A 23,224-nucleotide genomic window follows, 5' to 3' on the forward strand; every position below is an offset into this window, starting at 1 on the left:
CCTCCGTGGGCACCACAATTTGAGAGCCCGCTGATGAAAATCAGCGGGCTTTTTCAATTCCACCTCAGATCTTCTCATTCATACTCGGTATCATATCTACATCATCACATTCCAGGCCAGCCTACGGGCCAGGGACAAGCAACAACCAGACACACAATAAAAAAACTGCCAGCAGCGCATACCAGCACTCCCCCAAAAAAAACGGAAGCAAATAGCTTCCGTTTTTAACCAGCAATTACGCTGCGCCCTTTTTCAACCAGGCATTCAACTGATGCGGCCTGATGCTGTCATATTCTTCGAAAGGCTGATGTATCCAGGGATTGTTCGCCAGATAGTCCAGATAGTAATCCGGAGCCACTGATGAACATGCCTTGTACCAGATCACAGCTGATTTTACTTCGGTCACAGCCGGGAAATTTTCGCGCAAATGCACGAGCACCTTTTCCAGGGTAACGCCAGAATCAACCAGATCGTCCACTACCAGCACTTTGCCCTGCAGTGCGCCCTTGGTCATGGAAATATACTTTCCTATGTCCAGAGTACCCTGCACTGTGCCCGACTCTTCGCGATATGAACTGGTCGACAAAATCGCCAGAGGCACATCAAAAATTCTGGAGAAAATATCACCAGGACGCAAGCCACCACGGGCGAGACACAGGACTTGATCAAACTTCCAGCCAGACTCATGCACTTTCAGTGCAAGCTGCTCGATGGAACGATGATAAGCCTCCCAGGAGACCCACAAGTCCTTGTCTGTAGATGCAGGCATATTCATATTTTTATTTTTCCTTCTTAGATAAACGGGTGCCTTAACACGATGGTTTCTTCGCGATCTGGCCCGGTGGAGACCATATCGACAGGAACACCAACCAGTTCCTGAATACGCATGATGTAATTGCGGGCGTTGACTGGCAGAGCATCCATGCTTTGCGCGCCAACTGTCGTCTCAGACCAGCCTGGCATTTCTTCATAAATAGCTTCGCAACGTGCCGCTTCTTCAGCGCCAACCGGGAAGATATCAACAACTTTGCCATCAACTTTATAACCCGTACACAACTTCAGCGTTTCCAGGCCATCCAGCACATCAAGCTTGGTCAGGCACATGCCTGATACGCCATTGATTTGCACAGAGCGCTTCAACAGGGCTGCATCAAACCAGCCACAACGACGGGCGCGGCCGGTGACTGTGCCAAATTCATGACCCACACTGGCCAGATGCTTGCCTACGCCTGCATCAGTTGGCAATTCAGACGGGAATGGCCCAGAGCCTACACGTGTCGTGTACGCCTTGGTAATACCCAGGATGTAATGCAACATGTTAGGACCAACACCAGAACCTGCCGCTGCATTGCCTGCCACACAATTACTGGAGGTAACGAAGGGATAAGTACCATGATCGACGTCCAGCAAACTGCCTTGCGCGCCTTCAAACAAGAGGCTGGCACCAGCTTTGTGCGCAGCATACAAGGCACTGGAAACGTCCGCCACCATAGGACGGATACGCGGTACATTGGCCAGCGTATCATCCAGAGTTTTCTGGAATTCGACTGCTGGAGCTTTCAGATATTTGGTCAACACAAAATTGTGGTAATCCAGATTTTCACGCAGCTTTTCAGCAAAACGCTCTTCATTGAGCAAATCAGCTACGCGGATTGCACGACGGGCAACTTTGTCTTCATATGCCGGGCCTATGCCTTTGCCAGTAGTACCTATCTTGGCGGCACCACGGGCAATTTCACGCGCCGCATCAAGTGCGGTGTGATAAGGCAAGATAACCGGGCAGGCTTCTGAAATCTTGAGGCGGGAAGCAACTTCCACCCCATTGGCTTGCAATTTGTCGATTTCACGCAAGAGATCAGGCACGGACAAGACCACGCCATTACCGATATAGCAAGCTGTACCCGCGCGCATGATGCCTGATGGTATCAGTTGCAAGGCAGTCTTCTGACCGCCAATAACCAGCGTATGGCCAGCATTGTGCCCGCCCTGAAAGCGCACGACGCCCTGAGCGTGGTCCGTCAACCAGTCAACGATTTTTCCTTTGCCTTCATCGCCCCACTGGGTACCGATTACGACTACGTTTTTTGCAATTTTAGTTTGTGTCATCACTCAACCTACATTTTGAAGAATCCATTTACCTGCATCGAAAATGAGTGCGCGATTGCAGTCAAATTCGTCTTGTTCGTTCTCGTGCCCCGGCAGGCTTTGAATTACGATCTCACCCTCGCCACGCAATGCAGCAATTTTTTCCCGCAACGCAGGATCACTACCCCAGGGAGCGCGAATTGCGTCTTTTCTCTCGGCGGAGGGCAACAGACGTGCCAGCTCACGCAAATCCAGAGAAAATCCGGTCGCCGGGCGTGAGCGGCCAAAAGCTTCACCCACATGATCATAGCGACCACCACGTGCAACCGCGTTTGGTAAACCAGGTACAAATACATTGAACATTACACCACTATGATAGTGGTAGCCGCGCAAATCAGCGAGGTCTATTGTGACATGGGCAGCACCCGTCAAACGCACCAGATGCTCAAGCTCGTCCAGCGCAGTCTGTATGCCTTCGAATGCCGGCAATACTGTACGTGCTTTTTGAATGATGGAGATGTCGCCATATAAACCTGGCAAAGCCATCAATGCAGCACGCACCTCTGGTGAAAAATTCTGACTGAGCTTGTCTATGCTAGGCAAATCCTTGGCCTCCAACAAGGCATACAGAGTATTTTCTTCAGCCTTGGCCAACGGGTCAGCGGCCAATAAGGCGCGCAAAACACCGACATGGCACATATCCAGTCTGACATCTTTGACATGCGCCAAAGCCAGACAAGCCAATACCAGCTCCTGGATTTCAGCGTCTGCTTCCAGTCCAGCATGACCGTAGATTTCTGCGCCGATTTGCAAAGGCTCACGCGTGGCATGCAAACCAGATGGCTTGGTATGCAAGACACTACCTGCATAGCACAGGCGGGTCACAGTACGGCGGTTTAACAGATGCGCATCGATACGGGCAACTTGCGTGGTCATGTCAGCACGCAGGCCCATGGTACGCCCAGAAAGCTGGTCTACCAGCTTGAAAGTACGCAAATCCATGTCCTGACCGGCACCGGTCAGCAAGGATTCTATGTATTCCAGCATGGGAGGCATGACTAGTTCATAGCCATACAATCTAAAATTGTCCAGCAATACACGGCGCAACTCTTCTATCTTGCGCGCTTCCGATGGCAAGATGTCAGCGATATTTTCAGGTAAAAGCCAATTCGGCATGAAGAACAATCAAAAAAAACAAGAAATTAATTTAGTCTATCCGACAAACAGCGATCTGCACAAAATTTGTGCAGATCGCTGTCGTCACTACAATCGTTACATATAGTATGGGTACTACTTACCCTTTACTGCTGGTACAGCACCACCTACTGAGGATGGGCCTTTAAAATATTTAAAGAACTCAGAATTTGGGTCTACTACCAAAATATCATTCTTGGTCTTGAATGAGGCAGTATACGCTTCCAGGCTACGATAAAACTTATAAAACTCAGGGCTTTGGCTATAGGCTTGCGCATAAATCTGCGATGCCTCTGCATCACCCGCACCGCGTATTTTTTGCGCGTCACGATTAGCTTCCGCCTTGATTACCAGCCTTTGCTTGTCGGCATCAGCCCGGATCTCTTCGGATTCTGCTGCACCGGTAGAACGCAAACCATTTGCCTCACGAGTGCGTTCTGCCTTCATACGATCGTAAACCGAGTTGTTGATCTGCTCTACATAATCTACACGCTTGAGACGCACATCAATAATTTCAACGCCTATGTGCCTGGTTTCATCAGAAACCTTCTTCTTGATGGCATCCATGACCTTGCCGCGCTGAGTAGATATCACCTCACCCACTTTGCGCTTGGTTATTTCATCATTCAAGGCTGCCTTGATGATTTGCGACATTCTATCCTGCGCCCTGCGCTCTTCACCATTAAAACTGACGTAATACAGACGCGGGTCTTTAATACTCCATTTGACATAAGAATCAACCAGAATATTTTTCTTTTCAGAAGTCACAAAACGATCTGCTGAATTGGTGTCAATGGTCAAAATACGCTTATCCAAAAACAACACATTTTGGAATGGTGGCGGCAACTTGAAATGCAAACCTGGCTCACTAATCACGGACTTGACTTCACCCAAAGCGAATACGATGGCATGTGAGCGCTGATCAACAACGAAAATAGTCGAATATGCAACTAAAATTGCTGCGCACAGTGCAATGATGAAGGTAGCTAACTTATTCATTATCTGCCCTCCCTGTCACGTGTGTCGCGATTATCTTTTGATCTTCCATCCTTGCCATAACGCATTTCCACAGTAGGAATCTGTTCGACAGCCGGAGCCACCTGTTGGGCTGGTGCAGCAGGCTTGGCTACAGATTGATCAGCTTGATTGATCATCTTATCCAAAGGCAAATAAATCATGTTATTGCCAGTCTTGGTGTCCACCATCACTTTACTGGTGCTGGAGAATATTTGCTGCATTGCCTCCATATACAACCTGTCCCTGGTAACTGCCGGTGCCTTTTGATATTCCGTCAGCACTTGCTGGAAACGTGATGCACTACCCTGAGCGTTGGCAACCACACTTGCTTTATAGCCTTCTGCCTCTTGTATCATACGAGAAGCTTCTCCGCGCGCCTTAGGAATCACATCATTGGCATAGGCTATACCTTCGTTTTTCAACCGCTCTTTATCTTGCTTGGCTTTTTGCGCATCTTCGAAAACGGCCTGAACTTGCTCAGGCGCCTGCACATTTTGCATAGTTACCTGAGCGACTTGCACGCCTGAACGATAAGCATCCAGAATTTTCTGCATGCCCGCATTCACATCCAAAGCGATTTTTTCACGGCCTTCGTACAACACAAAATCCATAGAGCTTTTGCCGACAATCTCACGTACAACGGCTTCAGCCACCTGGCGTATCATCTCTTCCTGATCGCGGTTGTTATACAACCAGTCAGCAGCATTATTCAATTTATATTGAACAGCAAATTGAATATCAACGATATTCTCGTCGTCAGTCAGCATCAAAGATTCGCGTTCCCTGGAGCCTTTTTTGTAGCCGATTTCCACTGTTCTGACTTGCGACAGATTGACTATCTCATGCCCCTGAACAGGATAAGGCCAACGCCAGTTAAAACCAGCAGCCGTCTGATGACTGAATTTGCCAAAAGTGGTAATGACAGCTGTCTGACCTTCTTGTACGATGAAAAAACCACTGGATAACCAGACCAGAGCAATCACAGCAACAATTAGAGAGGCACCGATTTTAGCGCCTGCTGAGTCTGGTGAAAAATTACCACCATTGCCGCCGTTATCACCGCCATTTTGCCCAAGCAAACGTCCTAGTTTTTGGGTAAAGTCCTTCCACAGCTGATCAAGATCAGGTGGGCCTTCAGGCGGTTTTTTATTGTCTGGTTTATTATTCTGGTTATTATTTTGCGAACCACGCCCCCATTGCGGATCATTTATGGACATGGTCAAACCAATTCTTTTGAGAAGTGAAACAAGCATTCTGTCGCTATCCAATGAATAGTGGGTTGGACTACTGAAAATCAAAGCGGGCATCAACTGCCTCTGGTGTTGCCGATTGCACAATACCAGACATTTTTGCCAATGCGAATTCGGCTATGGATTCGCGTAATAAACCTATACCTGCCCCAGTGCGAGCGCTCAAAAAAACCCTTTGGATTTTATCACACTCATCCGTCTCGACCGACGGTTCCAGACCGGCAAGGTCTATCTTATTCCACACCAGTACCTGTGGAATATGATCAGCACCAATTTCCTGCAGCACTTGATTAACTTGTTGAATCTGGTCAAAGCGCACAGGACTACTTGCGTCCACTACGTGCAATAGCAAGTCCGCGTGTATGGTTTCTTCCAACGTCGCCCGAAATGCGGCAACCAGTTGATGCGGCAATTCCCGAATGAAGCCTACCGTATCAGAGATCACGATATTACCTGCATCACCAAGATACAAGCGACGTGAGGTGGTATCCAGCGTTGCAAACAATTGATTGGCGGCATAAGCGCCCGCCTTGGTCATTGCATTGAACAAACTGGACTTACCAGCATTGGTGTAACCAACCAGCGAAACCGACAAGGTGTTGCTACGTCCACGTGAACGTCTCTGGGTTTCCCTCTGCTTATGTAACTTATCCAGCTTTTGCTTGAGCATCTTGACCCGATCTCCCAATAACCGGCGGTCAGTTTCAAGCTGAGTTTCACCTGGACCACGCAAACCTATACCGCCCTTTTGCCTTTCCAAATGCGTCCAGCCACGTATCAGACGTGTTGCCAAATGTTGCAATTGCGCCAACTCAACTTGCACTTTACCCTCATGGCTTTGGGCGCGCTGGGCAAAAATGTCCAGTATCAGACTGGTGCGGTCCACCACCCTGACCTTCAGGTGACGCTCCAGATTTCTTTGTTGCGCTGGAGAAAGTGCATGATTGAATATGACGATATCCAGCGCGCCATCGGCGACAGCATCAGCAATCTCATCGGCCTTGCCGCTACCGACAAAAAAAGCAGCATCAGGACTGGATCGTTTGCAAGTGATGGTTGTGACGGGCTCAGCCCCCGCAGATTGCGAGAGCAAAGATAGTTCTTCGAGACTGGCGGCGAAGTCGTCTTTACCGAAATCAACGCCGACTAAAGCGGCGCGCATAGACGACTTCTTTATTTCGGTACTCAAAAATTACTCTGCCTCTGGCTCAGTGTTGATGCTGACTGCGCGTGCAGGCACGACGGTGGAGATAGCATGCTTGTAAACCATTTGCGTCACAGTATTGCGCAGCAAAACCACATACTGATCGAAAGATTCGATATGGCCTTGTAACTTGATGCCATTGACCAGATAAATTGATACAGGAATATGTTCTTTACGCAAAGCGTTCAGAAATGGGTCTTGTAATAATTGCCCTTTATTGCTCATAACAGCTCCATTGTGTTGTTGTGATTAGGAGTTGGGGACTACTTATCAGAATACAAGTATTCCCAGAAGTTGATTACAAAGTAATGTAATCTATTTTTATCTTAATTGCATATCCCTTGCTTAAATTTCACTGCAAAAGGATATGAACCAAGCTTTTTTTACATTTTGATACTTGCCAGCAAATTTACTTGGACGACTTATCAAACGGATTCTTGCCGGAACGCATCTCAATTCTGAGTGGCGTTCCTGTCAGGGAGAACGTTTCACGGAAATGCTTTTCAAGATAACGCTTATACACATCACCCACAGCTTCAAGTGCATTGCCGTGAATGACAATGATAGGTGGATTTTGTCCACCCTGATGGGCATAACGCAACTTGGGACGGATGGATCCCTTGCGCTTGGGTTGTTGATGCTCTACCGCCTCAATCAAGGCACGCGTGAGTTTAGGTGTGGACAAGTTGACCATCGCAGCAGCATAAGCGGCGTCGATAGATTTCATCAACGGAGCTATGCCAGTCGATTTCAGTGCTGAAATGAAGTGGAATTTGGCAAATGTCAGGAAATTCAGCTTACGCTCAATGTCCAGCTTGATTTCATCACGCCTGTCGCTTTGCAAGCCATCCCATTTATTGACACCAACAACCAGGGCACGGCCAGACTCCAGGATAAACCCGGCGATATGCGCATCCTGCTCAGAAATATCTTGTTGCGCATCCAGAAGCAGAAGCACGACATTAGCTTCTGATACGGATTGCAGGGTTTTCACGACCGAAAACTTCTCTATCGCCTCAAACACCTTGCCGCGACGACGGATACCTGCGGTGTCTATCAGTGAATAATGCACGCCATCACGTTCGAACGGTATCTCTATGGAATCACGGGTAGTACCGGGCATATCAAAGGCAATCACCCTTTCTTCACCCAGCAAGGTATTGACCAAAGTCGATTTACCGACATTAGGGCGGCCAACGATGGCGATCTTGATACCTCTGACTTGAGATTCAGGTTCTTCCACTTCCGCCGGACGCTGGGCAAAAGCAATGTCGACCATTTCTTCGACCAGATCTGCCACACCATCACCATGAGCCGCAGAGATCACGTAAGGATCGCCCATGCCCAGCTCATAAAAGTCTGCAGTGACTGAGGTATATTTCATACCTTCAGCCTTATTCACGACCAGCATCACGGAACGACCTGATTTACGCAGAAAATCTGTGATGGTTTTATCATGTGGCGTCAGGCCTTGACGGCCATCGACAATAAACACAACGACATCTGCCTCAGCCACAGCCTGTTTAGTCTGTTTGGCCATTTCATGCATGATGCCTTCTTTGGCGACGGGCTCAAAACCGCCCGTATCGATCACCAGAAAAGGACGCTCACCAACACGACCTTCGCCGTAATGCCTGTCCCTGGTCAAACCAGGTAAATCTGCGACCAAAGCGTCGCGTGAACGGGTGAGCCGATTGAACAGCGTGGATTTGCCGACGTTAGGTCGGCCTATAAGTGCGATAACCGGCTTCATTATTATTACTCGGTTGCCAGAGCAACCACTGATCCTGATTTTGTTTGAACGATCAGTTTAGCATCGACCACTAACGGCGCTGCTAAAATCTGACTACCATCGGTAGTAACACGTCCGATGAAAGAACCATCTTCCCTGGAAAGGAAGTGGACATAACCTGCGAAATCACCAACCGCTACTGCGCGGTCATATGAAATTGGTGCGGAAAGACGACGATAGCTAAGTTTATCATTGCGCCAGGCACTCGCACCGCCATTACGCGCAAACGCGTTCACTGCACCTGCTACATCTGCCGCAAACACGAAGCGCTCGTCAACACTGACGCCCACTTCGCTGGACAATGCCTTACCCCAGCGCAAGGCACCAGTACCAACATCAAAACAGGCTACCCTGCCTTGATAAGAACTGGCGCAAATATCGCTGCCCATGATCACAGGAGCACCAGAAACGTCGGCAACACGCTCCAGTTCGGTAGCGCCCTTAGGCTCACCTACCGTTGCTTCCCAGCGCAAACCACCATTATTCAACGCCAATGCAGACATACGCCCACCAGGCATGGCAACAATTGCCTGCTGCTCATGTATCACAATGCCGGGAGCAAGACGCAAAGTCAACGGTGGCAATGGGCGCTCTATTGACCATTTGCGTTCACCCGTATTGAGGTCATAAGCGCTGACTTTGTTATCAATGCTGCGCACGACAACCAGACCCTGACCGACAGCCGGGGCAGACAAAATCTCATTCGTGCTTTGCACTTTCCAACGCAATTTACCATCAAGATCAAAGGCCAGCACCTGCCCTTTTTCACCTGCCACAGCAACTGTGCTGCCATCTACACCTACACCAGCAGTCAAACGCGTACCGGCATTGATACGCCAAACGGTGCGACCAGTCGCCACTTCTATACGCGCCAGTGTGCCATCAGCTGCTGCCACATAGACATTTTGCGCATATGCAGCAGGAGAGAAAACATAGTTACCTGCAGTACCAAGTGCAACAGTCCAGCTAGGCTTGATCGCCATCGTTGCCTTGATATCAGTCAAAACCGCTGGCTGATTTTTTGCATCAGATTTCGATGAAAACGGATTCAATGACGACAGCGTAGAACAGCCAGTCAAAGCCAGAAATGCAGATGATGCTACGAGCAGTTTGGCAGAAAATTGCATGTATGATTCCCCTTATTTACTGACAACTTTAGCATCTGCCACACCACCGATCACATCCAGCTTCATTTGCAAAGCCTGGCGACCTGGACTTTTATCCGACATTTTTTCAAGCGCTGACTTGTAAGCCGTACGCGCATCTTCGATCTTATTTTGCGCAACGTAAATATCACCTTTAGCATCGAGCACATCAGCATCGAATTGCTCAGGGAAAGTGCCTGACAATTGCTTCAAGGCTTCGTCATAAGCTTTTTCATCCAGAGAGATGCCTGCCAGACGTATTCTCGCCAGTGCCTTATATTCGTCAGCCTTGGAAGTATCAGCAACCCATTGCAACTGGCTCTTGGCTGCTTTCAAGTCACTTGCATCAAACGCACTTTTGGCAGCCACCAGTGCTGCCATAGGCGCATAAGAGGTAGAGGCAAATTTGGTTTTCAAATCCTCTGCCACTGCTTGTACTTTGACATTATTTTTGGCAACAACCGATTTCTGCATTTCCTCATATAACTGGGAAGCTTGCAATGCCTGGTTGTTTTGACGTGAGACCCATGCAGTCCAGCCCGCATAGGCTGCAAGGACGACAATCAGTCCCCAAGTTACCATATTGCCGTATTTCTTCCAGGTTGCCTTGAGATTATCTAACTGCTCTTGCTCTTCTAAATTGTATGCCATAGCGTCTTCGTTTATCTATGTTATTAATATGATCAATATGGATTAATGGTGCACATGGTGGTGATTCGGATCATCACAGCAATCCGCTTCGGCACTACCGGCGATTTGATCAACCAGATAATCCACTGCTGTATCAAAAGGGACGTTAACCTGGTTATTTTCAGCATCGCCAGCACGCAATTCCTTGATACTCACTGTATTATTGTTCGCCTCATCTTCACCAATGATGACAGCGTAAGCTGCCCCGCTGCCGTCAGCCTTCTTCATTTGTGACTTGAAGCTGCCTACACCATTAGCAGTTGCGCAATGTAACACAACATCCAGACCAGCATCACGCAAACGCTCACTTAATACCATCGCTTGCATTTGTGCTTCTGCCCCCTGATGCACGAGGTAGACGTCACACATTGCGGGTTGATGCACGTCGCCATTGGCTTTCATCAATTCCAGCAAACGCTCTATACCCATGGCAAAACCACAGGCTGGTGTTGGCTTACCACCAAAAATACCAAACAAGGCATCGTAACGGCCACCAGCGCACACCGTACCCTGAGACCCCAGATCGTCAGTAACCCATTCAAAGACCGTACGATTGTAATAATCAAGGCCGCGCACCAGACGGGGATTGATGGTGAATGGAATGCTGTTGTGACGCAAAATCTTTTGCACACCCTCAAAGTGTGCCAGGGATTCAGCGCCCAGATAGTCCAGCAATTTAGGTGCTGCGTTGACCATCTCTTGCATGGCCGGATTTTTTGTATCCAGAATACGCAAGGGGTTGGTCAACAAACGCCTTTTTGCTTCAGCATCGAGAATGTCCTGATGCTGTTCGAAATAAGCGATCAGCGCAGCCTTATGTTGATTCCTTTCCTCGGCATCACCAATGGAATTCAACTCCAGTCGCACATTCTGTAGCCCAAGGTCATCCCAGAAACGCTGACACATCATGATCAGTTCTGCATCGATATCAGGTCCGGTAAAACCCAGAGCCTCAGCACCTACCTGATGGAATTGACGATAACGGCCACGTTGTGGTTTTTCATGACGGAACATGGGACCGGTATACCACAAGCGCCTCGGGCCATCGTAAATGAGATTATGTTCAATCGCAGAACGCACTACACCAGCAGTGCCTTCAGGGCGCAAAGTCAGCTTGTCACCATTCATGGAATCTTCAAAGGAATACATCTCCTTTTCGACAACATCAGTTACCTCACCCAGACCACGCGCAAACAGGTTGGTAGGTTCAACAATAGGGGTACGGACTTGTTGAAAGCCATAACTCTTCAATACAGACTGCACAGTATTTTCAAACAATTCCCACAATGGGGCGTCATCCGGTAAAAGGTCATTCATCCCTTTCACACCAGCGATTTTTTCTGCTTTTTTTATTTCCGACATGCTTGCTACCTGATTTAATTATTTGTTACGCCATGCACAGGGGCATAGTGACTCTTGACATATTCCAGCACGATGTCCTGAAACTCTTCTGCGATACGGTCGCCACGCAAGGTAAGCGCCTTGGCACCATCAATAAAGACCGGGGCAGCGGGCGACTCACCGGTACCCGGCAAACTGATACCAATATTTGCGTGCTTGGATTCACCAGGACCATTGACGATGCAACCCATGACGGCGACGTTCATATTTTCAACGCCCGGATACTGGCTTTTCCAGACTGGCATCTGATTACGCAAGAAGCTCTGGATATCATCAGCCAGCTCCTGAAATACCGTCGAAGTGGTTCTGCCACAACCAGGGCAAGCGATGACCATGGGTGTGAATTTACGCAAGCCCATGGTTTGCAAAATTTCCTGGCCTACGATGACCTCTTTGCAGCGATCACCACCTGGCTCTGGCGTCAGGGATATGCGTATGGTGTCGCCTATGCCTTCCTGCATCAGCACCGACAGTGCCGCGGTCGAGGCAACAATACCTTTGCTACCCATGCCTGCCTCGGTCAGACCAAGATGCAAGGGGTAATCACAACGCGCAGCCAATTCACGGTAAACGGCGATCAAGTCCTGTACGCCAGATACCTTGCAAGACAAGACAATCTTGTCGCCAGCCAGACCCAGCTCCTCAGCCTTTTGCGCACTTTCAATGGCAGAGGTAATCAGGGCCTGATACATGACAGCCTGCACACTCCATGGCTCAGGACGTTTGGCATTGTCGTCCATGATACGGGCCAGCAAAGCCTGATCCAGGCTACCCCAGTTAACACCTATGCGTACTGGCTTATCGTAGCGGCAAGCCATTTCTATCATCTGGGCAAACTGGGTGTCGCGCTTGGCGCCTTTGCCCACATTGCCAGGATTGATCCTGTATTTGGATAAAGCTTTGGCACAATCAGGAAAATCGCTCAACAGCGTGTGACCATTGTAGTGAAAATCACCTACCAGTGGCACATCTATACCCATCCTGTCCAGCTGTTCACGTATCGCTGGCACTGCTGCAGCGGCTTCAGCATTATTGACTGTGATACGCACAAGCTCGGAACCGGCTCTTGCCAGTTCCTTGATCTGAATTGCCGTGCCGATTGCATCAGCCGTATCAGTATTTGTCATGGATTGCACGACGACAGGAGCACCGCCACCCACAAAAACTTCACGGGTGCCATATACCACCTTGGCAGAACGGGATGCGCGTCTAAGCTTGGGACCTGAACCGATTTCTGATAAAAAATCCGTCATCTTTACTTCACATTCAAATTAATGACATTACTATCCTTGCCCGGTGCAATTTCCATAGACTTGCCGCGCAACCAGCCATCCACACCAGCAGCATTACCTATCCTGAGTTGCAAAGCTTCTTTCATGTCAAACACTTCCTCAGTACCCGCTTTAGCCAGATGAGAAGTCAGAACGCTACCATTTTCACGTTTGACCTGTATCCAAGAATCCTGTCTGAATTTCAATTTCAGCTGATTATTAGCAGCATCCGTCACTGGCTGAGCAGTAACTGGAGTAACTGCAACTGGAGAAACTGCAACAGGAACAGGTGCTGGTGCAGAGACAGAGGCAGGAACTGCATTTTGCTGTACGGCCACTGGCACTGACACAACCTGCACTTCCTGATTCAATTTAGGCGGTGCAATAGCATCCTGAGTTTCAGGTTTTGCTTCATTAACCGTACCGAGTACGGTAGGAATAGTTGACGCAACCGGTTTTTCAGTTTCTGGCTTTACGGTCGCAGGCGAGGTATTTTCCAGTGGCTTCTCAAGTTCGGCATCTGTAGCTTTTTTTGCGGGCTGGGCAGATATCAAATTCTTGAAATAATCATTTTGCTCCAGCTTTTGCACGGCCAGGAAAATCAGAGCACAAACTGCCAGCACAACAGCGCCAATCACATACTTACGATTATTGTTGGAATCCTGGCGCCCCAAAAAAGGCGTACGCGACTCCATGAATGGCGTTGCCAGGGTAGGACGCAAATCCGCATCCAATCCGCCCAAACCTTTTTCTGCAGGCAGCGAATCGATAATTGGTGCCGGATCAAGCTTGAGAAGTTTTGCATAAGAGCGTACAAAACCACGCACTATCACCATCTTAGGTAAATCATCGAACTGATTATTTTCCAGCGCAAGTATTTGCCGCTGAGACAATTTGAGTTGATCTGCCACCTGCTGCAAACTCAAACCCAGTTGAACACGCGCGGCAGACAGTTGCGCACCGGCAGTCTGCACCACAGACAGGATAGCTTTGTTCTCAGATATCTCCGAGGTCAAAGGTTCTACAGGTAAATTCGCGCCCGCATCACTCATCAAACACTCCACGTTGATACAGAGAAAATTCTTTTGAATTTGGATGGCGGCGACGCAATTGCGTACCCAGACTATTCAGGGCCGCCTCATCACCCAGTTTTTTTTCAATTTTCATAGCCAGCCATAACACATCAGCGGCCAACACTTCAAACTTAAGTACACGGCCTATATAAAACCGTGCCTGCTTGTACTCACCACGCTTATACAACACGTCAGCAAGATTGGCATTGATCGCTGGATTGCCCGGATCTTCACGCAAACCTTGCATGAAATAGCGCTCAGCACCAATCGCATCTTTCATGCGCAAACTACACAAACCGGCATTATTCAATGCCTTGCCTGGTGCAGTATAAGCAGGATCCTTGATAGCGCTATCCAGATATACCAGCCCTTGCTTTTCGCGCCCATTCAGACACAAGAACCAACCGTAATTATTACCAATATCACTATTACCAGGTGCCAGCTTCAGCGCATGAAGAAAATTATCCTCAGACAGTTGCTTTTCACCCATATCCATGAAAATCAGTGCACGCAGGCTATAGGCATCCACCAGATCCGGGGCAATCACCAAGGCTTGACGTATTTCTTCCAGGGCGACTTTCAGTTGCCCCTGCTGATAATAGCCGACAGCCAATTGCATGCGTATGGACGCCCGTTTTTGCGCATCCTGTTTTTCCGCAGACATGTTTTGCTCCGGCCTGTCCCCCTCCAGGCGCTTGGATGCACATGCAGACAAGGAGAGCGCAATAACCAACAGCGCTCCAGTCAAAAAACATTGACGCATTTGAGAAATTTTCACTGAGTGATCTCCACGATCTTGCCAAAATTTTCGCCAAACTTCTTTTGATATTCCGCCATCTTTTGCATGCGCTCCTGCACACGCGTCCTGTCTTGCACTTCGCCAGCCAACTGACCACAAGCTGCATCAATATCATCGCCACGAGTTTTACGCGTCGTTGTTACCAAGCCTGCATCCAACAAAATCTGGGCAAAAGCTTTGATACGCGGATTGGCCGATCGCTTCAGACCAGATTCCGGAAAAGGATTAAAAGGAATCAGGTTAAACTTGCACGGCACATCACGTACCAACTCTATCAATTCTCTTGCATGCGCACCAGTGTCATTGACACCATCCAGCATGCAATACTCAAACGTCACAAAGTCGCGCGGCGCAAATTCCAGATAGCGCTTGCAAGCAGCCATCAACTCTTTTAAAGGATGCTTCTTGTTCAGTGGTATCAGGCTGTCACGCAAAGCATCATTCGATGCGTGCAGTGACACTGCCAGTGCCACCGGACATTCTTGTGACAGCTTATCTATCATGGGAACAACGCCACTGGTAGACAGCGTCACACGGCGACGAGACAAGCCATAAGCATTATCATCCAGCATGAGACGCAAAGCAGTCACAGTTGGTTCAAAATTCAGCAAAGGTTCGCCCATACCCATCATGACCACATTGGTGATCTGACGCTCACCCTTGGGCCCGGGAGCAATACCTTTGGTCTTGCGCAATTCAAATTCTGCCATCCAGAGCTGGCCGATAATTTCGCCCACAGTCAGGTTGCGGTTAAAACCCTGCTTGCCAGTAGAACAGAAACGGCAATTCACAGCACAGCCTGCCTGCGTAGAAATACACAGGGTGCCGCGATTTTCTTCAGGGATAAATACAGTTTCTACAGCATTACCCTGGCCGACATCAACCAGCCATTTTCTGGTGCCATCTGTAGAAGTATGGTCACTTATCACGGCGGGAGCGGCAATCATGGCTCGCGTAGCGAGCTTCTCGCGCAGGGATTTCGCGAGGTCGGTCATTTCATCAAACGAACTGGCACCAAACTGGTGTATCCAGCGCTGCAATTGCTTGGCACGAAACGGCTTCTCACCCAAGTCACCGCAATATGCGACGAGCTGTGCTGGATCCAGATCCAATAAATTTGTGAGTACCGTCATGATCTTCTCTTTCGCACCTCATACAGCACCAGACCGTATGAGGCGTATATCTTAATTCTTTATTCTGTTACATGCAGACAAAGTCTGAATTAACGGGAATAAACGTTCAACGCTGGGAAGTAGTAAGCGATTTCCACAGCAGCTGTTTCTGGAGCATCAGAACCGTGAACAGCATTTGCATCGATAGAATCAGCGAAATCAGCGCGGATTGTGCCTGCGTCTGCTTTCTTAGGATCTGTCGCGCCCATCAGGTCACGGTTTTTCAAAATTGCGCCTTCGCCTTCCAGAACCTGGATCATCACTGGACCGGAGATCATGAAATCAACCAGATCCTTGAAGAAAGGACGTGCGCTGTGAACAGCGTAGAAACCTTCAGCTTCAGCACGGGACAATTGCGCCATACGGGCAGCAACTACTTTCAGGCCAGCGCCTTCAAAGCGGCTGTAAATTTGACCGATGACGTTTTTTGCAACTGCATCAGGCTTAATAATAGACAATGTACGTTCGATAGCCATCTAAAAACTCCAATAAAAAGAAAGGGTTAAGAAAAATTTCGAGAATTCATCTAACCTTAGATTTTAACATGAAACCACCATCCCAGATATGTCTTTCAAGAAATACAATTGGTCGCAGACTGGATCAATTAGATTTTTATTATCTGAAATAAGGATTTCATTGCATCAAAGCAAATCCACCTTTCGTTGTTAGCTATAATTGCCAGCTATATTGATGGATTTGCCGCAACAAAAATCTAGATCAGATCAAAAACAGCCATGGATTCCACATGGGAAGTGTGCGGGAACATATTGACGACGCCCGCACTGCTAAGGCGATAACCAGCCTGATTGACCAGCATGCCTGCATCCCTGGCCAGAGTCGAAGGACTGCAAGAAACATAGACCAGGCGCTTAGGTTTTAATTCAGGAGCAATATCACCCAGATCAATCAGAGCCTGACAGACAGCCATGGCACCATCACGCGGCGGATCAATCAAAAAGCGGTCAAATTTACCCAATTTCACGAAATCTTGCGCCGTCACTTCGAACAGATTGCGGGTACTGAAGGATGTTTTATCAGCCAGACCATTGTGTCTGGCATTTTCCAAAGCGCGTTCAGTCAGGGTATCACTACCCTCAATACCAACCACCTCCCTCGCCAGGGTAGCGATAGGCAAAGTGAAATTGCCCAGTCCGCAGAACAGATCAGCTATGCGCTCATCTTTTTGCACATCCAGCATACGTAAAGCGCGCGCCACCAATACCCGGTTGATATGATGATTAACCTGAGTAAAGTCAGTGGGCTTGAAAGGCATTCTCACACCAAACTCTGGCAGCAAATAGTGCAAATCACTGGTCGCTGGATAATAAGGCTCAGCAGTATCGGGGCCTTTGGTCTGCAACCACCATTGCACTTGATACTGGTCTGCAAAAGCTTTCAGTTTGACTTCATCATCCTTGGTCAAAGGCGCCATGATGCGCAACACCATGGCAGTAACGCCCTCGCCTATTGCAAGTTCAATTTGTGGCAAAGCCTCAACAATAGACAAAGATGCGACCAAACCACGCAAGGGCATGAGCATCGCAGAGACATGCGCAGGCAATATCTCACAAGTCTCCATATTGGCGACATAACGCGATTTTTTCTCATGGAAACCAACCAGTACCGTGCCTTTCTTGATCACATGGCGCACCGACAGACGGGCACGGTAACGGTAACCCCATGTAGGGCCGATGATGGGGCGCAGCATGATTTCGGACCTGATCTTACTGATATGCCAGAGATTATCCTCCAGCACGCGCTGCTTCATGGCTACCTGGGCACTGGCATCCAGATGTTGCATGGAGCAGCCGCCACAAGTGCCAAAAAATTCACACTTAGGCACCACCCTTTGCGAAGATTCACGCACCAGGCTCATCATGGTCGCGGCTTCCCAACTGGCTTTCTTCTTGTAAGTACTGAACTCCACCAATTCGCCGGGCAGCGCGCCATCGACAAAAACTACCTTACCCGTGGTGCCATCTTCATTTAGCAAATTACCGACGCCACGCGCGTCCATATCTAAAGAGCGAATTTCTATTGTATTCATGGAAATTGGCGGCGCGAAACATATCACGCCAGCAGGAAGTGAGATTTAAAAGACGGAATTATAAGAGATGCGCGGATGCGCATCTCAAGAAATATTCGAATTGGCCAAGGAATGCGCTTTAAAGTACAGAATCACGCCCTACACCACGTGAAGCAAATGAGCGCTTGAGTTTGATGAGTGCCTCTTGCTGTATCTGACGCACGCGCTCGCGGGTAATCCCCATTTCATCAGCCAGTGTTTCCAAGGTTGCCGGATCATCATTATCCAGACCAAAGCGGCGGACTATGACGATACGTTGCTTATCAGGCAATTTCGACAACCAGTCCCTGACAAGGATGGTCATTTCATGTTGCTCTGCGCGTATGTCCGGTGCATCATCACTATCGCCAGGCAACATATCCATGAGACTGGATTGCGGATCATTGTCCAGCGGCGTATCAAGCGAAGTTGCGTGCTCAGACAAGGTCAGAATATCCTGCACCTCGTCTACAGGCCTGTCGACCAGTAGCGCAATATCTTCCAGCGCAGCATCTCTGCCATCACGTCTTTGCGATTCAAGATGATACTTTGCCCGCAAGATCTGGTTCAATTCACGCACCATGTGCACAGGCAAGCGTATGGTCCTGGCCTGATTCATGATGGCGCGTTCTATACTTTGGCGTATCCACCAGGTTGCATAAGTCGAGAAACGAAAACCACGTTCAGGCTCAAACTTGTCTATGGCATGCATCAGACCCAGATTGCCTTCTTCTATCATATCCAGCAAGGCAACACCACGATTGATATAGTGTTTGGCGATAGACACGACGAGGCGCAGGTTGTGCTCTATCATCTTTTGCCTGGCCTCAAAATTACCTTGCTTGGCCAGCGTTGCATAATGCAATTCTTCAGCAGAAGCAAACAAGGGCCGCGTACCTATCTGATTCAAATAGTATTGCGTGGTATCCGTAGAAAGTTCGGCAGCAAGAACATTTTTCAGCTCGTCTATAGGGGCAACAATCAGCGCAGCGGGGTCTTCACTTTGCTCGTCTTGCCCCTCTTGCGTCAGATCCACTGCATCATCCATATCCGCGGCATCAGAAGCAGGGTGCGCGTCTCCATCAGCAGCATCGGCAGACATGTCCGATTCATCGCTAGCGGCAGAATTTTCCAGCTTGTAGGTGCTTAAATTGTTATGCATGATCTGTGCGAGTTCGCGAGTCCGGTAAGTGAGTCTTGCTTGAACAAATTATTTCTAAAAATGCCAATATTAATTTACCAATACAGTTTTTTTGAAAATACCCTACACAAAAATTGTCAATTTACACAAAACATCTACACTTGCTGCATCTTCACAACAAACCAACGCAAAGACTTAGCACAATCAACTAGCGGGCTGGCAGATATCTAGCAGGATCAACCGGCTTGCCCTGCACCCGGATTTCAAAATGCAGCTTCACGGTATCACTGTCAGAATTTCCCATCTCAGCAATTTTTTGCCCTTTACCTATACTCTGCCCCTCTTTAACGAGTATGGACTTATTATGCGCATAAGCTGATAACAAGGTGCTGGTGTGTTTAATAATCACCAGATTACCATAACCACGAATACCACTACCTGCATATAAAACTTTGCCTGCGCCTGCCGACAGCACATCCTGTCCCATCTTGCCGGCAATATCGAAGCCCTTGTTCTTAACATCGTCAAATGTCGCCAGGACTTTACCGTCAGCTGGCCACATCCACTCAACATTTTCAGATTCAGCAGATACGGCCTCAGTTACCTTGGCGGGTGCACTGGTTTCTGGCTTGGTTTCAGATTTAATGACTGGCACTGCCGGCGTCACAGATGCTACTGTCGTTGCATCTGTTTTCTGCAATTCAGCAAGATTGGCTTCCGAAAACGGGCGTTTATCGCCGCGCGGACTTGTTTTATTATTGGCAGCATTCACCGGCAAAGGCTTGACCTCTATCCCAGTATTGGATGCCACTCCCGTCGTCTGCGCCCCCTGACTGCCGTCTGGCGGCGCTACCCGCAAAACCTGCCCCACCTTGATATCATTCGGGTTTTTTAAATCATTCCAGGCAACCAGATCGCTATAACTCTGACCATGATCAAGCGCGATTCTATACAGACCATCACCACGTTTGACCACATAAGTACCACGTGTATTATCAGGTGCCTTTACCATCGGTTTGACAACTTCAACAGGGGGAGGCTCAACAGGCCTAGGATCAAAGCCGCGCTCTACCACAGGCGCTTTATTCTGTATGCCGGTAGTACACGCAGCCATGGTCACAAGCACAGTTATTGCCAGACCAGTTTGTAATATTTGCTGTATTTTCTTCATTTCGTTTTTAATCTATCAAATTCATTGTCGCCGGGAGCAAAGCTAAATCACACCCGAATGCAAGGGTACAAAATGGCAAGATTCCAGCACAGAGCTAGTCCATTCGTAAGTGGATACACGCTCAATCAATTGCAATACCTGATTACGCCCACCCACCGGGGCAACCAGTCTGCCACCTACCCGTAACTGCTTTAGCAAGGTCTGCGGCACTTCCATTCCCGCTGCTGCCAATATGATACCGTCAAACGGTGCCTCACCCGGCAAACCCAGCATGCCGTCACCATATAAAAGTCTGATATTGGCGATGCGCATAGGGCGTAAATTGCTTTTTGCCAGCTCATGCAGAGCCTTGATGCGTTCTATTGAATACACCTCTTTGACCATGACAGACAAGACAGCTGCCTGGTAGCCACAACCAGTACCGATTTCGAGCACACGCTCAAGCTTGCCACCATTGCGCATTATTTCCAACATACGGGCAACAATATAGGGTTGCGAAATGGTTTGGTGATGACCTATAGGTAAAGAGGCATCAATATAGGCCTGACTGGCCATGCCAGTTTCTAAAAACAAATGTCTGGGCACCGCCTGCAAAGCCGCCAACACGGTCGCATCTTTGACGCCTTGTTGCGCAACGCGCGTAACCATGGCCCGCCTTACTCCCTCAGACACCAAGGGGCCGGACAACAGAGATGGTGACAAACCTGATGAAGACCCTGCAACGCCCTGCGGAACATGTAATTGCTGCGATTTTGCAGCTTTGGCTGCGGCAACGCCACTCAAATGATGTGCAGCATTACGCATGGCAGTTTGTGGCATCGCTGTATGCCGCACTGCTCCACCACTTGCTTTGTCTTTTTGGCTGACCACAGAAGACAAGGGTAAAGGGAAACGCTTATCCTTGGTCGTCATGCAAAATCCATATCCAGATCAGCCAGCTGACGGCTATTGGTTAAATCTATCTGCAAAGGGGTCACTGACACAAAATGCCTTGACGTCGTATCAAAGTCCGTTCCTGCACTGGCATCCCGAGCCGCACCTGGCGGACCTATCCAGTAAATATCCTTGCCATGCGGGTCTGTCATGTGGATGACAGGTTCAGATGTATGACGCTTACCCAGACGTGCCTTGCGCACGCCCTTGATTTCATCAAAGGGCAGATTCGGTATATTCACGTTCAGCAAGTATGGGCTAGCCAGTCCCGGAAAACCACGCTTCACTATGTCAAGCGCGATACGGGCAGCTGCATCCAGATGCGTCCAGGCTTTTTCAGTTTGTGAAAAAGCAATCGCAGGAATACCAAATAAAAACCCTTCTGTCGCTGCAGCAACAGTGCCTGAATACAAGGTATCGTCCCCCATATTCTGTCCCTGATTGATCCCGGAGACGATCAGGTCAGGTTTATCTTTCATGATGGCAGTCAGGGCAATGTGTACGCAATCAGAAGGAGTACCATTCACGAAGTAAAAACCATTACTGGCACGCTGCACACTCAATGGCCTGTCCAGGGTCAAGGCATTCGATGCCCCGGAACGATTGCTGTCGGGCGCTACTACGGTTACCTCGGCAATCGATGCCATGGCCTCAGCCAGCGCCACGATGCCTGGAGCCAGATAACCATCATCATTACTGATCAGAATTTTCATGCTTTGTATTCTACCTGATGCTGAAATATAAATTTCTACAGAGAACAGATTTTTACGGCATAATCACAAAATCAAACGGTCGTACTATTTTATGGAGACATTAAAATGAAAGCTGTTGTTTGCAAGGAATGGGGATTGCCAGACACTTTGGCGATAGTGGACTTACCAGATCTGGTACCAGCACCTGGCCAGGTTGCCATCAACGTGAAGGCGGCTGGTGTCAACTTCCCCGACGTGTTGATCATACAAAACAAGTACCAGTTCAAGCCTGAGCTGCCATTTACCCCAGGGAGTGAATTATCCGGCATCGTGTACGCCGTTGGTGAAGGTGTCAGCCATATCAAAGTTGGTGACAAGGTGATCGCCTTTATCGGCAATGGTGCGTTTGCACAACAGGTAGTTGCCCCTGCCAACGCCGTCATGCCGATGCCACCCGGCATGGATTTTGATATTGCTGCCGCGATTACCCTGACCTACGGTACTTCCCACCACGCAGTAGTTGATCGCGCCCAATTGAAAGCTGGAGAAACCATGCTGGTGCTTGGTGCTGCCGGTGGTGTCGGCCTGGCTGCCATAGAAATTGGCAAAGCCCTGGGCGCACGTGTCATTGCCGCTGCATCCACCGATGAAAAACTGGAAGTTTGCAAACAACATGGTGCCGATATCACCATCAATTACAGTAACCAGGATTTGCGCGAAGCCATTAAAGCAGCCACTGACGGCAAAGGCCCGGACGTCATTTATGACCCGGTTGGCGGGATTTATGCAGAGCCGGCTTTCCGTTCCATAGGCTGGCGCGGTCGCTATCTGGTGGTGGGTTTTGCCAACGGCGAAATACCAAAACTACCTTTAAATCTGACGTTGCTGAAAGGTGCTTCGCTGGTTGGGGTGTTCTGGGGTGAATTCGCCAAGCGCGAACCCAAAGCGAATCTGGCTGCCATGCGTGAATTGATGGGATGGCTGCATGAAGGAAAAATCAAGCCACATATTTCTGGCCGCTATGCACTAAAAGACACACCAGCAGCCTTGAATGACCTGGCAGCACGCAAGGTCACGGGCAAGATAGTCATACAGCCTGAAAAATGACGTAGTACAAAATAGCAAAAAA

At 48.8% G+C, this 23,224-nt stretch carries 22 protein-coding genes; 1 reads left to right on the forward strand and 21 read right to left on the reverse strand.

Annotation, left to right across the window (positions count from 1 at the left end; genetic code table 11):
* Positions 1 to 235 precede the first annotated feature (235 nt).
* From AC07OI_RS10110 to surE, 21 genes are all read right to left on the reverse strand, one after another.
* Complete coding sequence (locus tag AC07OI_RS10110) at positions 236 to 769, reverse strand: phosphoribosyltransferase (protein ID WP_110254186.1); 534 nt, start codon at positions 767 to 769, stop codon at positions 236 to 238.
* Positions 770 to 792: 23 nt separating this feature from the next.
* A complete protein-coding gene (locus tag AC07OI_RS10115) occupies positions 793 to 2,106 on the reverse strand; it encodes an adenylosuccinate synthase (protein ID WP_495257117.1) in 1,314 nt (437 codons plus the stop codon).
* Positions 2,107 to 2,109: 3 nt separating this feature from the next.
* Entirely contained in the window at positions 2,110 to 3,261 is a 1,152-nt protein-coding gene (locus tag AC07OI_RS10120; protein WP_495257118.1) for an ATP phosphoribosyltransferase regulatory subunit, read from the reverse strand.
* A gap of 114 nt (positions 3,262 to 3,375) precedes the next feature.
* The gene (gene hflC, locus AC07OI_RS10125; protein WP_492706181.1) at positions 3,376 to 4,278 is read right to left on the reverse strand and encodes a protease modulator HflC; all 903 of its coding nucleotides are present in this window, start codon (positions 4,276 to 4,278) and stop codon (positions 3,376 to 3,378) included.
* Positions 4,278 to 5,549 carry an FtsH protease activity modulator HflK gene (gene hflK, locus AC07OI_RS10130; RefSeq protein ID WP_492706179.1) on the reverse strand — a complete coding sequence of 424 codons (1,272 nt, stop codon included), beginning with the start codon at positions 5,547 to 5,549 and terminating at the stop codon, positions 4,278 to 4,280. The genes hflC and hflK overlap by 1 nt, the downstream gene beginning before the upstream one ends.
* A 31-nt stretch (positions 5,550 to 5,580) precedes the next feature.
* Entirely contained in the window at positions 5,581 to 6,708 is a 1,128-nt protein-coding gene (hflX, locus tag AC07OI_RS10135) for a GTPase HflX (RefSeq protein WP_495257119.1), read from the reverse strand.
* Positions 6,709 to 6,738: 30 nt separating this feature from the next.
* Entirely contained in the window at positions 6,739 to 6,975 is a 237-nt protein-coding gene (hfq, locus tag AC07OI_RS10140; RefSeq protein ID WP_162041076.1) for an RNA chaperone Hfq, read from the reverse strand.
* 184 nt (positions 6,976 to 7,159) lie between these two features.
* Complete coding sequence (gene der / locus AC07OI_RS10145) at positions 7,160 to 8,503, reverse strand: ribosome biogenesis GTPase Der (RefSeq protein WP_492706177.1); 1,344 nt, start codon at positions 8,501 to 8,503, stop codon at positions 7,160 to 7,162.
* A 5-nt stretch (positions 8,504 to 8,508) separates the two neighbouring features.
* Positions 8,509 to 9,669 (reverse strand): outer membrane protein assembly factor BamB, encoded by a 1,161-nt coding sequence (gene bamB, locus AC07OI_RS10150; protein WP_492706176.1) that lies wholly within the window; start codon positions 9,667 to 9,669, stop codon positions 8,509 to 8,511.
* A gap of 12 nt (positions 9,670 to 9,681) precedes the next feature.
* Positions 9,682 to 10,338: a YfgM family protein gene (locus AC07OI_RS10155; protein ID WP_495257120.1), complete on the reverse strand. Its 657-nt coding sequence runs from the start codon at positions 10,336 to 10,338 to the stop codon at positions 9,682 to 9,684.
* Positions 10,339 to 10,380: 42 nt separating this feature from the next.
* Positions 10,381 to 11,739 (reverse strand): histidine--tRNA ligase, encoded by a 1,359-nt coding sequence (gene hisS, locus AC07OI_RS10160; protein WP_495257121.1) that lies wholly within the window; start codon positions 11,737 to 11,739, stop codon positions 10,381 to 10,383.
* A gap of 14 nt (positions 11,740 to 11,753) precedes the next feature.
* Complete coding sequence (gene ispG / locus AC07OI_RS10165; protein WP_495257122.1) at positions 11,754 to 13,031, reverse strand: flavodoxin-dependent (E)-4-hydroxy-3-methylbut-2-enyl-diphosphate synthase; 1,278 nt, start codon at positions 13,029 to 13,031, stop codon at positions 11,754 to 11,756.
* A 2-nt stretch (positions 13,032 to 13,033) separates the two neighbouring features.
* Positions 13,034 to 14,101, reverse strand: a complete 1,068-nt coding sequence (locus tag AC07OI_RS10170; RefSeq protein WP_495257123.1) for a RodZ domain-containing protein — start codon at positions 14,099 to 14,101, stop codon at positions 13,034 to 13,036.
* Positions 14,094 to 14,885, reverse strand: a complete 792-nt coding sequence (gene pilW, locus AC07OI_RS10175) for a type IV pilus biogenesis/stability protein PilW (protein WP_492706288.1) — start codon at positions 14,883 to 14,885, stop codon at positions 14,094 to 14,096. The genes AC07OI_RS10170 and pilW overlap by 8 nt, the downstream gene beginning before the upstream one ends.
* An 11-nt stretch (positions 14,886 to 14,896) precedes the next feature.
* Positions 14,897 to 16,057 carry a dual-specificity RNA methyltransferase RlmN gene (gene rlmN, locus AC07OI_RS10180; RefSeq protein WP_495257180.1) on the reverse strand — a complete coding sequence of 387 codons (1,161 nt, stop codon included), beginning with the start codon at positions 16,055 to 16,057 and terminating at the stop codon, positions 14,897 to 14,899.
* An 86-nt stretch (positions 16,058 to 16,143) separates the two neighbouring features.
* Positions 16,144 to 16,569 (reverse strand): nucleoside-diphosphate kinase, encoded by a 426-nt coding sequence (gene ndk / locus AC07OI_RS10185; protein ID WP_110253161.1) that lies wholly within the window; start codon positions 16,567 to 16,569, stop codon positions 16,144 to 16,146.
* A 236-nt stretch (positions 16,570 to 16,805) separates the two neighbouring features.
* A complete protein-coding gene (rlmD, locus tag AC07OI_RS10190; RefSeq protein WP_495257124.1) occupies positions 16,806 to 18,140 on the reverse strand; it encodes a 23S rRNA (uracil(1939)-C(5))-methyltransferase RlmD in 1,335 nt (444 codons plus the stop codon).
* A 118-nt stretch (positions 18,141 to 18,258) separates the two neighbouring features.
* Complete coding sequence (rpoS, locus tag AC07OI_RS10195; RefSeq protein ID WP_492706164.1) at positions 18,259 to 19,320, reverse strand: RNA polymerase sigma factor RpoS; 1,062 nt, start codon at positions 19,318 to 19,320, stop codon at positions 18,259 to 18,261.
* A gap of 187 nt (positions 19,321 to 19,507) precedes the next feature.
* On the reverse strand, positions 19,508 to 20,470 hold the full coding sequence (locus AC07OI_RS10200) for a peptidoglycan DD-metalloendopeptidase family protein (protein WP_495257125.1): 963 nt from the start codon (positions 20,468 to 20,470) through the stop codon (positions 19,508 to 19,510).
* Between the two features lie 42 nt (positions 20,471 to 20,512).
* On the reverse strand, positions 20,513 to 21,382 hold the full coding sequence (locus AC07OI_RS10205) for a protein-L-isoaspartate(D-aspartate) O-methyltransferase (RefSeq protein WP_492706160.1): 870 nt from the start codon (positions 21,380 to 21,382) through the stop codon (positions 20,513 to 20,515).
* A complete protein-coding gene (gene surE / locus AC07OI_RS10210) occupies positions 21,379 to 22,116 on the reverse strand; it encodes a 5'/3'-nucleotidase SurE (protein ID WP_495257126.1) in 738 nt (245 codons plus the stop codon). Before surE ends, AC07OI_RS10205 begins: the two co-directional genes overlap by 4 nt.
* A gap of 105 nt (positions 22,117 to 22,221) precedes the next feature.
* Here surE and AC07OI_RS10215 point away from each other — a divergent pair, with 105 nt between their 5' ends.
* On the forward strand, positions 22,222 to 23,202 hold the full coding sequence (locus AC07OI_RS10215) for an NADPH:quinone oxidoreductase family protein (RefSeq protein ID WP_495257127.1): 981 nt from the start codon (positions 22,222 to 22,224) through the stop codon (positions 23,200 to 23,202).
* Positions 23,203 to 23,224 lie beyond the last annotated feature (22 nt).

It is taken from the genome of Undibacterium sp. GW821-FHT07F11 (assembly GCF_059418665.1).

Excerpts from the sequence above, each read along its gene's own strand:
- hflC (WP_492706181.1), bottom strand. The coding sequence starts at position 4,278 with ATGAATAAGTTAGCTACCTTCATCATTGCACTGTGCGCAGCAATTTTA.
- bamB (WP_492706176.1), bottom strand. The coding sequence starts at position 9,669 with ATGCAATTTTCTGCCAAACTGCTCGTAGCATCATCTGCATTTCTGGCT.
- AC07OI_RS10205 (WP_492706160.1), bottom strand. The coding sequence starts at position 21,382 with ATGACGACCAAGGATAAGCGTTTCCCTTTACCCTTGTCTTCTGTGGTC.
- AC07OI_RS10170 (WP_495257123.1), bottom strand. The coding sequence starts at position 14,101 with ATGAGTGATGCGGGCGCGAATTTACCTGTAGAACCTTTGACCTCGGAG.
- pilW (WP_492706288.1), bottom strand. The coding sequence starts at position 14,885 with ATGCGTCAATGTTTTTTGACTGGAGCGCTGTTGGTTATTGCGCTCTCC.
- ndk (WP_110253161.1), bottom strand. The coding sequence starts at position 16,569 with ATGGCTATCGAACGTACATTGTCTATTATTAAGCCTGATGCAGTTGCA.
- der (WP_492706177.1), bottom strand. The coding sequence starts at position 8,503 with ATGAAGCCGGTTATCGCACTTATAGGCCGACCTAACGTCGGCAAATCC.
- ispG (WP_495257122.1), bottom strand. The coding sequence starts at position 13,031 with ATGACGGATTTTTTATCAGAAATCGGTTCAGGTCCCAAGCTTAGACGC.
- AC07OI_RS10155 (WP_495257120.1), bottom strand. The coding sequence starts at position 10,338 with ATGGCATACAATTTAGAAGAGCAAGAGCAGTTAGATAATCTCAAGGCA.
- hflK (WP_492706179.1), bottom strand. The coding sequence starts at position 5,549 with ATGCTTGTTTCACTTCTCAAAAGAATTGGTTTGACCATGTCCATAAAT.
- AC07OI_RS10215 (WP_495257127.1), top strand. The coding sequence starts at position 22,222 with ATGAAAGCTGTTGTTTGCAAGGAATGGGGATTGCCAGACACTTTGGCG.
- hflX (WP_495257119.1), bottom strand. The coding sequence starts at position 6,708 with ATGCGCGCCGCTTTAGTCGGCGTTGATTTCGGTAAAGACGACTTCGCC.
- rpoS (WP_492706164.1), bottom strand. The coding sequence starts at position 19,320 with ATGCATAACAATTTAAGCACCTACAAGCTGGAAAATTCTGCCGCTAGC.
- surE (WP_495257126.1), bottom strand. The coding sequence starts at position 22,116 with ATGAAAATTCTGATCAGTAATGATGATGGTTATCTGGCTCCAGGCATC.
- rlmD (WP_495257124.1), bottom strand. The coding sequence starts at position 18,140 with ATGAATACAATAGAAATTCGCTCTTTAGATATGGACGCGCGTGGCGTC.
- hisS (WP_495257121.1), bottom strand. The coding sequence starts at position 11,739 with ATGTCGGAAATAAAAAAAGCAGAAAAAATCGCTGGTGTGAAAGGGATG.
- hfq (WP_162041076.1), bottom strand. The coding sequence starts at position 6,975 with ATGAGCAATAAAGGGCAATTATTACAAGACCCATTTCTGAACGCTTTG.
- AC07OI_RS10115 (WP_495257117.1), bottom strand. The coding sequence starts at position 2,106 with ATGACACAAACTAAAATTGCAAAAAACGTAGTCGTAATCGGTACCCAG.
- AC07OI_RS10110 (WP_110254186.1), bottom strand. The coding sequence starts at position 769 with ATGCCTGCATCTACAGACAAGGACTTGTGGGTCTCCTGGGAGGCTTAT.
- AC07OI_RS10200 (WP_495257125.1), bottom strand. The coding sequence starts at position 20,470 with ATGAAGAAAATACAGCAAATATTACAAACTGGTCTGGCAATAACTGTG.
- AC07OI_RS10120 (WP_495257118.1), bottom strand. The coding sequence starts at position 3,261 with ATGCCGAATTGGCTTTTACCTGAAAATATCGCTGACATCTTGCCATCG.